General features: G+C 61.5%; 8 protein-coding genes. 3 read left to right on the top strand and 5 right to left on the bottom strand.

What is annotated here, in order from left to right:
* Positions 1-8: 8 nt before the first annotated feature.
* Positions 9-1199, bottom strand: coding sequence for an L-aspartate--glyoxylate aminotransferase BhcA (gene bhcA, locus ACR0KM_RS17435; protein WP_480860793.1), 1191 nt, complete (start codon positions 1197-1199; stop codon positions 9-11).
* Between the two features lie 191 nt (positions 1200-1390).
* Here bhcA and ACR0KM_RS17430 point away from each other — a divergent pair, with 191 nt between their 5' ends.
* Positions 1391-2212: an IclR family transcriptional regulator gene (locus ACR0KM_RS17430; protein WP_480860791.1), complete on the top strand. Its 822-nt coding sequence runs from the start codon at positions 1391-1393 to the stop codon at positions 2210-2212.
* Between the two features lie 3 nt (positions 2213-2215).
* Here ACR0KM_RS17430 and ACR0KM_RS17425 read toward each other — a convergent pair whose 3' ends face one another.
* Both ACR0KM_RS17425 and putA read right to left on the bottom strand, forming a co-directional pair.
* The gene (locus tag ACR0KM_RS17425) at positions 2216-2959 is read right to left on the bottom strand and encodes a rhomboid family intramembrane serine protease (RefSeq protein ID WP_480860789.1); all 744 of its coding nucleotides are present in this window, start codon (positions 2957-2959) and stop codon (positions 2216-2218) included.
* 42 nt (positions 2960-3001) lie between these two features.
* A complete protein-coding gene (gene putA / locus ACR0KM_RS17420; RefSeq protein WP_480860787.1) occupies positions 3002-6400 on the bottom strand; it encodes a bifunctional proline dehydrogenase/L-glutamate gamma-semialdehyde dehydrogenase PutA in 3399 nt (1132 codons plus the stop codon).
* 103 nt (positions 6401-6503) lie between these two features.
* Here putA and ACR0KM_RS17415 point away from each other — a divergent pair, with 103 nt between their 5' ends.
* Both ACR0KM_RS17415 and ACR0KM_RS17410 read left to right on the top strand, forming a co-directional pair.
* Entirely contained in the window at positions 6504-6989 is a 486-nt protein-coding gene (locus tag ACR0KM_RS17415; protein ID WP_480860784.1) for an Lrp/AsnC family transcriptional regulator, read from the top strand.
* A 31-nt stretch (positions 6990-7020) separates the two neighbouring features.
* Positions 7021-7578 (top strand): tetratricopeptide repeat protein, encoded by a 558-nt coding sequence (locus tag ACR0KM_RS17410; protein WP_480860781.1) that lies wholly within the window; start codon positions 7021-7023, stop codon positions 7576-7578.
* Between the two features lie 58 nt (positions 7579-7636).
* Here the strand turns inward: ACR0KM_RS17410 and ACR0KM_RS17405 are convergent, their stop codons facing one another.
* A complete protein-coding gene (locus ACR0KM_RS17405; RefSeq protein WP_480860778.1) occupies positions 7637-9526 on the bottom strand; it encodes a PhoX family protein in 1890 nt (629 codons plus the stop codon).
* Positions 9527-9650: 124 nt separating this feature from the next.
* Positions 9651-11294, bottom strand: coding sequence for a hypothetical protein (locus tag ACR0KM_RS17400; RefSeq protein WP_480860775.1), 1644 nt, complete (start codon positions 11292-11294; stop codon positions 9651-9653).
* Between the last annotated feature and the right edge of the window lie 496 nt (positions 11295-11790).

The raw sequence follows: 11790 nt of genomic DNA, 5'->3' as shown, positions 1-11790 counted from the left end.
CCTCCTCCTCAGGCTGCGGCTTTGGCGTGGCCCGATGGGCCCGTGCGGTAATAGTCCTGCGCTGCGGCGACGCCGCTGCCCAGCTTGATCGGATAGTTCAGGTCCGCCATCGCCATTTCGATCGTGCTGAGACCCGATAACACCATCACATCCGTCAGGCTGCCCAGATGGCCTATGCGGAAGGCCTTGCCGTTCAACTCGCCCAGCCCGATGCCGAAAGATACGCCATAGGCGTTGAACGCATGATCGGTGAGCGCGTTGCTGTCGTAACCTTCGGGCACATAAATCGCGCTGACAGTGTCCGAATACAGTTCGGGTGATCGCGCGACCAGCGTCAGGCCCCATGCATCGACGGCACGCCGGACGCCCGCGGCCAGTCGGTGGTGGCGGGCATAGACGTTGCCCAACCCCTCTTCGAACAGCATCTTCAGGCTTTCACGCAGACCGTAGATCAACTGTAGCGGCGGCGTATAGGGAAACCCGCCCAAGGCATTCGCGGCCATCATATCCCCGAAGTCAAAGAAAGTGCGCGGCAGGCTGGCGGTTCCCATCGCGGCCAGTGCCTTGGGGCTGACGCACAGGATTGCCATGCCGGTGGCCAGCATGAACCCCTTTTGCGACCCAGAGACCGCGATGTCCACGCCCCAGCGGTCAAACTCGAACGGCATCGAGGCCAGCGAGCTGACGCAATCGACAAACATCATCGCGGGGTGATCGCTGGCATCTATCGCTTTGCGCACCGCCGCAATGTCCGAACGTACGCCGGTTGCGGTTTCGTTATGCGTGACCAGAACGGCCTTGATCTGGTGGGATGTATCTGCCCTAAGCGCTGCTTCGAACTGGTCGGCGGGTGCGCCTGTGCCCCAGCGGCATTCGATGACCTGTACCTCCAACCCATGCCGCTGACACAGGTCGGTCCAGCGGTGGCTGAACACACCATAACGCGCCACCAGCACCCTGTCGCCGGGGCTGAGCGTATTGGTGATCGCAGCCTCCCACCCGCCAGTGCCGCTGGCGGGGAAGGTGACGATCTGCCCATCGCTGGTGCCGAACACCTTTTTTGTGTCCTCAAGGACCGGTGAAAATGTCTCGACAAAGTCCGGCGCGCGGTGATCTTGCGTCTGCACCTGCATTGCCAACCGCAGGCGATCGGGGATGTTGGTCGGGCCGGGAATGAAAACCGGGTTCTGGTTTGACATGACACTTATCCTTTGCTCTCGCCTCAAGTGTCGCCTGAGCATCAGGGTTTTGCAATTTTCTTGAAAAATATTTTCATTTTGGATAGGTAAAATTCAACCACATGAAATATAATGGTTTTTAGTTTCTCAAAATTGTATGTAAAAAATACATCGCTTCTGAGCGAGGCAAGAAACCGGAGGGTTCGGGCACCATGGACTCACAAAAACGGCCGCGCGGCAGGCCGAAATCGCTGTTCAAGGAAAGCTCAGCCGGGACGATGCAATCGCTGGACCGCGCGCTGGGGGTGCTGACCACGGTTGCGCGACTAGAGCGCGCCGCGCTCAGCGATCTGGCGCGCGCGGTTGAGGTGCCGACCGCGACCACCCACCGCATCCTCGTGACCCTTCAGAAACATGGCTTCGTCGCCTTCGATGATGAGCGGCAGGAATGGATGATCGGGATCGAGGCTTATCGCACCGGGGCTTCATTCCTGCGCCGGAACAGCGTGCTTGAGGTCGGCAGGCCGATCCTGCGGCGTCTGATGCAGGACAGCGGTGAGACCGCCAATCTGGCTGTCCCAGACGGCGGCGCGGTCGTGTTTGTTGGGCAGGTCGAAACCCAGAACCCCATCCGCGCGTTCTTCCCGCCGGGCGCGCGGACGCCCATGTATGCCTCGGGCACGGGCAAGGCGATCTTGGCGGCGATGCGCGAAGACCGGTTGAACAAGGCGCTGGACGCGGCTGAGCTGATCCCGTTTACCGGCAGCACGCTTCTGCCGGATACGGGGCTGCTGCAGGATCTGGCCCAAACCCGTCAGCGCGGCTGGTCGCATGATCATGAAGAACGCTATGAGGGCATGTCCTGCATCGGCGCGGCCATCTTTGATGACAGGGGTGAGCCTTGCGCTGGTATTTCAGTCTCGGGACCGACGGTGCGGTTCAGCTCGGATCGCGCGCCGGAGCTGGGGGCGCTGGTCACCAGTGCTGCGCGTGAGATCACGCATCTCAGCGGTGGGCGGTTGCCTGCGGACTAGGTGCTAGCGGCGCGGCACCTTGGGGATGCGTGATCGCGACAGCTTGTATTTGTGTTCCGGATGCGGTGGATGGCCGTGCGTGCGGTTCCAGAACCCGGTCCCACCACGCCTGAGCCATAGTGGAATACACAGGATCAGCCCCACGAAGAAGCCTCCGGTATGGGCCCAATAGGCGACGCCACCCTGATCGGGATCGCTGGATAGGCTGCCCATGAACTGAAGACCCAGCCAGACGCCCAGCATGACAAAAGCAGGGATGGTGAAGACGCGGAAATAGACGATCAGGATCAGCAGGATATCGACGCGGGCTTTCGGGAACAGCAGCAGATAGCCGCCCATCACCCCAGCAATCGCGCCTGATGCTCCGATCGTGGGAACCACCGATCCGGGGGCCGAGACCACATGGATCAACCCCGCACCGACACCGGCCAGCAGGTAGAACAGCAAAAACGGCAGGTGCCCCATCTCGTCTTCGAGGTTGTCGCCGAATATCCACAGAAACAGCATGTTACCGGCCAGATGCATCCAGCCTCCGTGTAGGAACATCGAGGTGACGAGCGTTTCAAGCGCAAAGCCGTCCGAGATGCGCGCGGGAATGACGGCATAGTCGAAATAGAACCGGTTGAGCAGCCGTGCATCCTCCATGATCCCCTGATAGCTAAGGAATATCAGGATATTGGCGGCCAGCAGGGCATAGACAACGAACGGAGTACGCCCCGAGGGGTTATGATCACGGATCGGAAACATGGCGCGACGCTGGGCTTTTCACCGCCCAGCGTCAAGGTCCGGTTATGCCGCACCACCCAAAAGGGCGGCGTTGCCTCCGGCGGCGGTGGTGTCGACGCAGACATGGCGTTCGCCCAGAACGCGCGCGCGGTCGGGTTTGCCGGGGATCAGCGGGATGATCGGGCCATCGCGCCGCGCTAGATGCTGCTCAATCTGGCGGGCGGTCTCGTCGTCGCCCCACCACAGAACGCCCGCGAAACCTGTCAGGTTTTCAAGTCGGTGCAAATCCAGTGCTCCGGTCATCCGGATCGCCGTCCCGCCCAAAGCCTTGACCGCATCTGCCTGCGCCTGCGCAGCCTCTGCCCCCGGGCCCATGCACAGCAGCGGCGTGCGGGCGTATTCGGTCAGACGGTTCGATTCGCCGGTGGGGCCGGGCAGCGATTGGGTGCGCGGCGGCGCGGGCTGCCCCTCGGGCGCGCCGGGTTCTGCCCCAGTTTCCCAGTTCGTCGAACTTGTCTGCCGATCCGGCGCGCAGAACCGGGCCATGTAGTTCGGTCCGCCCGCCTTGGGGCCGGTGCCCGACAGACCCTCACCCCCGAAGGGCTGAGAGCCCACGATCGCGCCGATCTGGTTGCGGTTGACATAGATGTTGCCTGCGTGGATGGCCTCGGTCACATGCTGGACCCGGTCGTCGATGCGGGTGTGCAGGCCGAAGGTCAGGCCATAACCGGTGGCGTTGATATCCGCGATGACCTTGTCGATCTCCTGCGCTTTGAAACGGGCGACATGCAGCACCGGGCCAAAAATTTCGCGTTCCAGCGCGGCGATGCCCGGGATTTCGATCAGCGTTGGCGCGATGAACGTGCCCTCGGGCGGGGTGGGCATTTCTTTCAACACCCGACCCTCGGCGCGGGCTTTGGAGATGTGATCCGCAATGGTCTGACGGGCCTGCTCATCGATCACCGGGCCGCAATCGGTTGAGATCAGCCAAGGCTCACCGACGTTCAGGGCGTCCATTGCGCCTTGCAGCATGGTCAGAACGTCCTCGGCAATGTCCTCCTGCAGATAGAGGCAACGCAGGGCCGAGCAGCGCTGGCCTGCGGACTGGAAAGCGCTTTCGATGATCGACTGCACCGCTTGTTCCGGCAGGGCGGTGCTGTCGACGATCATCGCGTTCAGGCCACCGGTCTCAGCAATCAGGGGCGTACCGGGGCGCATATGCTGGGCCATGGCCGAACGGATTTTCAACGCGGTCGCGGTTGAGCCGGTAAAGGCCACGCCCGAGACGCGTTCGTCCGATGTCAGCGCCGCGCCCACAGCCGGCCCGCCGGGCAACAGTTGCAGCGTATCGCGGGGAACGCCCGCCTCGTGCAGTAATTGGACAGCGCGATGTGCGATCAGCGGCGTTTGCGGGGCAGGGGCGGCCAGTACGGCGTTACCGGTGGCTAGTGCCGCCGAAATCTGCCCGGTGAAGATCGCCAGCGGGAAGTTCCACGGGCTGATGCAGGTGAAAATCCCGGCGGGCTTGGCGGCGGGAATGTTGGCCGCATAATAACGCAGGAAATCCACCGCTTCGCGCAGCTCGGCCACCGCATCGGGCAGGGACTTCCCGGCCTCGCGGGCGAGCAAGGCGAACAGTTCGCCGAAATGCGCCTCATACAGATCAGCGGCCTTGTTGAGCGCGGCGGCGCGTGTTTCAGCCGGGGCTTGCCACGGGCAGGCGCTGGCCAGGGCCAGTTCTACATCCTCGGGGCTGGCTGCGGCGACCGAGCCGGGGCGGTCCTGTGGTTGCGCGGGGTTGATCACCGGGACGTCGGCCAAGGGTCGAGCTTCATCCGACAACAAGGGTCGCGCGTACCAGTGATGGGCGCGGAAGGCGTCGCGCGCGATGTCAATCCGGTCCAGCGTCGGCGTATGGTGCAGATCGAACCCTTTCGAGTTCGGGCGTTCAGGCGCAAACAGCTCGGGCCCGGTTGGCAGCGGTGTGGCGGGTGCCTGCACCGACAGGAACGGGTCGGCGGCAACGGTTTCGGGGGCGACGTCCTCATCCACGATCTGGTTCACGAAGGATGAATTCGCACCGTTTTCCAGCAGACGCCGCACCAGATAGGCCAGCAGGTCGCGATGCGCGCCAACGGGCGCGTAGATGCGGCAGCGCGAGTTTTGTTGATCGCGCACGATCTGATGCAGCGTCTCACCCATCCCGTGCAGGCGCTGGAATTCGAACGACTGGTCGTCAGCCATATGCAGGATGGCGCTGACCGTATGGGCGTTATGGGTGGCGAATTGCGGATAGATGCGATCGGTCATGCCCAGCAGTTTGCGGGCGTTGGCGATGTAAGACACATCCGTTGCCGCCTTTTGTGTGAAGACCGGAAACCCATCGACGCCTTCGACCTGAGCGCGCTTGATTTCGGTATCCCAATACGCGCCCTTCACCAGCCGCACCATGAGCTTGCGGTCATGACGTTCGGCCATCTCATAGAGCGTGTCCAGCACCAGCCCGGCGCGCGGGCCGTAGGCCTGCACCACGATACCGAACCCGTCCCAGCCTGACAGCGCAGGTTCGGCCATGACCTCTTCGATGACCTGCAGCGACAGGGACAGGCGGTCGGCCTCTTCCGCGTCGACATTCAGCCCCATACCTGCCGCCTTGGCCAGCAGCGCCAGCGCGCGCAGACGCGGGACCAGTTCGTCCATCACCCGCTGTTCTTGCGCCAGTTCATAACGCGGATGCAGCGCCGACAGTTTGACCGAGATGCCGGGGTTTTCGCGGATATCCTTGTGAATGCAGGCCTCGGCAATGGCGGCAATGGCGCGGGAATAGGACAGGTGATAGCGGGCAGCGTCAGCCTCGGTCCGCGCGGCCTCGCCCAGCATGTCGTAGGAATAGGTGTACCCCTTGTCCTCCATCCCCTTGGCGCGCTTCATGGCCGACTGGATGGTTTCGCCCAGTACGAACTGACGGCCCATTTCCTTCATTGCGCGGCTGACCGCGGTGCGGATCACCGGCTCACCCAGACGCTTGATCGCACCGCGCAGCGCGCCGACGGGCGAGGCTTTGTCTTCGTCCAGAACCCGCCCCGTCAGCATCAGTGCCCAGGTCGAGGCGTTGACCAGCGACGACGACGACTGCCCCAGATGCTTGCCCCAGTCCGAGGGTGCGATCTTGTCTTCGATCAGCGCATCAATGGTATCGGCATCGGGCACCCGCAACAATGCCTCGGCCAGACACATCAGCGCAACGCCTTCGTCGGTGGACAGGCCATACTCGGCCAGAAACACCTCCATCATGCCGGGCGAGGTGCTGGAGCGGATGTCGCGAACCAGTTGGGCCGCTGCCGCGCAAATCGTGTTGCGATTGGCGTCGTCCAGATCGGCTTGGGCGATCAGAGCGTCCAGAACAGCGGATTGATCGGCATAGGTCTGAGTATCGATTTTGGTGCGCAGGCTGTGTGACATGTGTACTCCGGAGGTTTTGCCTAATATATCTATGGCTCAGCAGGAGAATGGCCTGAAATTTCGACCTTTCTGGTCGTATGGACTGATTTTTTGGAGGTATGGGGTGCAAAAGGACTTATCCGGCCTGGATCGTTTCGATCAGGCGATCCTGACCGCGCTGGCCGAAGATGGCAGGATTTCGGTGGCTGATCTGGCGCGCCGGATCGGGTTGTCGAAATCGCCCACGCAAGCGCGGCTCAAGCGGCTTGAGGCTGACGGGGTTATCACTGGCTATCGCGCCATGCTGGATCCGATCCGTCTGGGGCTGGATCATGTGGCCTTTGTCGAGGTGCGCCTGACCGATACACGCGAAAAGGCACTGGCCGAGTTCAACGCTGCGGTGCGCCGCATCGCCGAGATCGAACAGGCGCATATGATCGCGTCGAACTTCGACTATCTGCTGAAAATCCGCACGCGTTCTATGTCGGAATACCGCGCTGTGCTGGCCGAGAAAATCTCATCCCTGCCGCATGTGGCCAGTACGTCGACCTTCGTGGCGATGGAGGCGGTGAAAGAGGCCGGGTTGCTTGGTCCGTTAGAAAGCAGTTGACCTGAACATTTCGGGGATCAGGTTAGAGGGGATGAAACTTGCATCCGCTCTTGTTCTTATGGTCGTCGCCACGCAGGCGTCTGCCGAGTGTCCGGCAGCCCCGGATCATATCTCGGGCATCGACGCCCTGATCGCGCAGGCTCAGGGGGCGGCATCCGAGGGCGAGGCGCGCGGTATCTCCGGTCAGATGTGGCAGCTGTGGACCGATGCGCCGGATGCGCGGTCGCAAACCCTGCTGGATCGCGGCATGGCGCTGCGCGAGGCGTGGGATTTGGCCGGTGCGTTGGCCGAGTTTGACGCTCTGATCACCTACTGCCCCGACTATGCCGAAGGGTATAACCAGCGGGCCTTTGCCCATTATCTGCAGCAGGATTATGGCGCGGCCCTAGTAGATCTAGACCGGGCGATTGCGCTGTCGCCGAACCATGTGGCCGCGCTGAGCGGGCGGGCGTTGTCGTTGCTGGGGCTGAAGCGGTTGGAGGAGGCGCGGGAGGCGTTGATCTATGCGCTTGAGCTGAACCCGTGGTTGGCTGAGCGCGCGTTGCTTGCCCCCGGTGGGCTGCTTGATCCGCCGGGGCAGGATATCTGACCCGAAACGAAAAACGCCCCCGAACCCGCGTTCAGGGGCGTCCTAAGATGCGAAGTGCTTAGCCGACCAGCCCGTTATCGGTGCGCTTGATCGCGATCACCGACGAGCGCGGCGTGCCGCCATCGGGCCAGTTGCTGCCCGGGTGCTGGATGCCGACAAACATGGTTCGCAGGTCGGTCGACCACGCCAGACCAGTGACCTCGCACCCGTTCGGGCCGGTCATGAAGCGCACGATCTCGCCGGTCACGGGGTCGCCAACCAGCATCTGATTGTTGCCGTTGCCTGCGAAATCTTCCTCGTTGTCGTCATTGCCGTCCGTCTGGATCCAGACCAGACCGGTTGAGTCGATGGCCATGCCGTCGGGCGAGTTGAACAGGTTGCCCTCATTCACATTGCCGGATCCGGCCTTGTCGTCCGAATGCACGGTCGGGTTGCCCGCCATGACATAGAGATCCCAGTCGAAACCGGTGGCCGCGTGATCATCCTGCGCCGGACGCCAGCGCACGATCTGCCCGTATTTGTTGGCATCGCGCGGGTTGGGGCCGTTGGCCGAGGTATCGTCGCCACCCGCATTCGGCTTCACACCACGGTTCTTGTTGTTGGTCAGGCAGCAATAGGCCTCGACCGCGACGGGGCTGGAGGCCACCCATTCCGGGCGATCCATGGTGGTGCCGCCTGCTGCCGACGCGGCCATTCGGGTGAAGATCAGGATCTCGGCCGGGTCCATGCCGGTGGTTTCCGGCGTCAGCGGCAGCCACTCACCGCTCATGTCGTCGTTGAACTTCGCAACGTAGAGCGTGCCGTCGTTCAGCAGCGCCTCAGTATCGACACCGGGGGCATAGGCTGCGTTCGAGACGAACTTGTAGAGGTATTCGCCCCGCTCATCGTCACCCATGTAGACCACGACGCGACCATCGGCAGCCAGCGTGACTTCGGCATTCTCGTGCTTGAAACGGCCCAGACCGGTGTGCTTGACCGGCGTGCTGTCTGGCTTGGTCGGGTCAATCTCGACAATCCAACCCGCACGATGCGGCTCGTTGGGGTTTTTCGAGGTGTCAAAGCGCGGATCGAACAGCTCGTACCCGTTCCAGCTTTCGGCCTTGATGCCATAGCGTTTCATGCCATCTGCGACCTTGGGGTCATAGCTGGCATTCTCGTCAGAAGAACCGAAGTAGCCGTTAAAGTTCTCTTCGCAGGTCAGATAGGTGCCCCACGGCGTCTTGCCCGAACCACAGTTGTTCATGGTGCCCAGCGAGGCGGTGCCGGTCGGGTCAGCCTCGGTCTTCAGCAGGTCGTGACCAGCGGCGGGGCCGACGATCTTCATCGGGGTGTTGTGGTGAATGCGGCGGTTGAAGGGGCTGTCTTTCACGACCGACCAGCCTTCGGGGCCTTCGGTAATTTCCATCACGGTTACACCCTGCAGGTTTTGCAGTTTGAGAACGTCGCCAGCATTTGCAGGCACACCGTCCTGCGCGGCAGGCAGGTTGATCTTGCGGTTCGGGTATTCATGGTTGATCGCGATCAACTCGTGACCCTGGAACGAGAAGGTCTCCATCCCGTCGGTATTCTCACCAAAGACCTTGTCCGAGTTTTCGACCGAACCGCCATCGGTCAGGTCATAGCCGTCGGCCTCGGAAAACAGCGGATCGCCCCAGCGCATCAGCATCTTCCACTCATAGCCTTCCGGCACATGCACGGTGCCGTCAGTCTGGGCAGGGATCGGGGTGAAGGCAAAGCGCGACGCTGCCTGTGCCTGCGCCGAGGTCGAGCCCATAAGGCCTGCGCCCATAGCTGCAGCACCCGAGCCAAAGGCCACGACACCGGCCAGAAAGCCCCGGCGCGAGATGGCGCTTTCGACCACGCGGTCAAAGTCGTTTTCTTCGGGGCGGGGGAAGTGCAGTTCGTCCCAATCGTCTGCGGACAGTGTGGTGGGGTCGATGTCGGTCATGGATAGCTCCCGGCTGTCTGGGTTGAAATTCCAAAGCGGATGTAGTGCGCGAGTGTGACAGAAGAATAACAACAGGCTCAAACGTCGCGCAGACGCGTGTGTTTCCGCCCAGACTGCGCGTGGATCAGGCCGCTTTGGCCTTGCTGCGGCAATAGCAGGAGGCATGCACCGGCACCGTGGCGCGAGCCGAGGCCTGATCCAGCAGCAGCTTGATATGCCGCGCTTCGGTCTGTTCGTCGCGCCGAACCAGACATTCGTGCAACCCGTGCAGGCTCCAGATATTGCGGGGATGCTGGCAGGCACGTGCCAGCGTGTTGTCCAACCCCAGATCGGCGCGATAGACGGCCTCGGCCTCTTCGAACTGACCGGCCTCCATCAGCAACGCCCCCAGCGCATGGCGCGTGGGCTGCATCCAGCCCCATGGCTCGTCGTAAACCAGCGCGTCATCCAATTCAACAGAACGACGCAGATGGGCCAGCCCACCTTCGTGATCGCCGGATTTGAAAGCGATCTCTCCGTCCATCATCGCCTCGCCGATCATCAGGACGTCTTCGGCGGTGTTGTTGAAAACCAGCCGACTTTCCGGGACCGCCTTACGTGCCTGAACGGCCTGCCCGCGGGCCTCTTGCGCGGCGTCCAGTTGCCCGAGATTGGCCAGCGCCACGGCGCGGGCCTGATGGATCGCGGCGGTGGTATAGCTGTAAAGCTCGGCGTCTTGTGGCAGGGGCTCGTCCAGAATCTCCTGCCACATGCCGAACCGGACCATGACGTGGATTTTCTTGCCGTAGAAGGATTCGAACAGATCCGGGAAATAGCGGATCACGTTGTCGGGCAACATCCGCATCAGTTCCTCGGACGCGGCAAGGGCCTTTTCGGGCTGGCCGAGGAACATCGCGCCGTAGGCCTCAAAATGCACATTGTGGACGCGGTAGACGGTATAGAAATTCTCACCCCCCGCCATAGCTTCGTACTTTTTGTCGACCTCAGCGGCGCGGTGATTGCGCCAGACGACGTTCTGATAGTCGCCGCAGAGCACGTCGATATGCGTGGCCATATGCACCAGATGGCCGCTTTCGGGCACAAGATCGACCAACCGGTCGCCATGCTGCAGCGCCTTTTCAGGCGTCGGCGACATCTCCATCAGGTGTATATACATATGCAGCAGGCCGGGGTGGTCCCATGCACCGGGCAGGGCATCAAAGGCGCGCTCCAGAACCTCCTGCGCCTCGGTGGTCGAGGCCCCTTCGGCAGGCACCCCGTTCTTCAGATCCCACAGCATCCAAGGGGTTCGATTCATCAGCGCCTCGGCAAAGATCGACGAGACTTCAAGATCGTCAGGATAGTCGCCATAAACCTTGCGCATCGAATCCGAGAAGGCGTCGTTCCACGGGGCATAATCCTCGATCTCGGGGTCGGTGGGGAAACGATGGGCGATGGCCTCGATCAGTGCTGACTCAACGGGCGTTAGCTTATCGCGTAGCGCCATCGCGGCGTCGATTGCCTGATGCGCGCGCTTCAGTGTCGCGACTTTCTCGTCGGGCTCAAAAAACTCCCACGGTTTGTTATAGTTGGGACCAATTGCATAGGCGACACCCCAATGGGCCATGCCGCAATCCGCATCCTGCACAATGGCCTGTTCAAAACACTGTGCCGCCGCTTCGTGATTATATCCGAACAGCCAGATCAGCCCCTGATCGAACAGGCGTTGCGCATCTGCCGAGGCGGTGGTGATCTTGCGTTCATACGTGCCAAGGTCAAAATCGGTCATCTGAAACTCCCCCCACAATAAATCCGCCAATGCGCCAACGCGATGCGGATTTGCACACCATAACACATTTTCGTGATCGCCGCTGCGAGCAGGCAAACCGCAAGACGGCAAAACGCTGCAAACGGGTGATTTCGCTTCTTGACGCCTGCTGGCGCATGGAATAGTCAGCCCTAGTGCTGAGCGGGCGTTGTGTAGTGGTAAGACCTTAGCCTTCCAAACAGATGTAATGTGTTTCCCAGTCATTCCTGTCGTTGCCAAGTTATTCATAATGTGTACTTATTTCTTTGATTCTCGTTCCTTGAGTATCCTTGAGTTTCAATTCGCTTCCGACAAAAAGCTGACAAAATGCCAAAACTCACAGAGACCTTCGCCCGCAAAGTTTCGCAGACAAAAACCGGCACCACCTGTCCGTCGTCAGAGATTTTGGGACAGATGGCGCTCTGATCTAAGAGAGAGTGTGGCTCATCTGGTTAGATTGATTATGCGGCGGTTTTGC

It is taken from the genome of Ruegeria sp. G10 (assembly GCF_056533645.1).
The sequence above is the reverse complement of the archived record's forward strand: the minus strand, read 5'-3'. Positions and strand labels throughout refer to the sequence as shown.

Excerpts from the sequence above, each read along its gene's own strand:
- bhcA (WP_480860793.1), bottom strand. The coding sequence starts at position 1,199 with ATGTCAAACCAGAACCCGGTTTTCATTCCCGGCCCGACCAACATCCCC.
- ACR0KM_RS17430 (WP_480860791.1), top strand. The coding sequence starts at position 1,391 with ATGGACTCACAAAAACGGCCGCGCGGCAGGCCGAAATCGCTGTTCAAG.
- ACR0KM_RS17400 (WP_480860775.1), bottom strand. The coding sequence starts at position 11,294 with ATGACCGATTTTGACCTTGGCACGTATGAACGCAAGATCACCACCGCC.
- ACR0KM_RS17405 (WP_480860778.1), bottom strand. The coding sequence starts at position 9,526 with ATGACCGACATCGACCCCACCACACTGTCCGCAGACGATTGGGACGAA.
- ACR0KM_RS17410 (WP_480860781.1), top strand. The coding sequence starts at position 7,021 with ATGAAACTTGCATCCGCTCTTGTTCTTATGGTCGTCGCCACGCAGGCG.
- putA (WP_480860787.1), bottom strand. The coding sequence starts at position 6,400 with ATGTCACACAGCCTGCGCACCAAAATCGATACTCAGACCTATGCCGAT.
- ACR0KM_RS17425 (WP_480860789.1), bottom strand. The coding sequence starts at position 2,959 with ATGTTTCCGATCCGTGATCATAACCCCTCGGGGCGTACTCCGTTCGTT.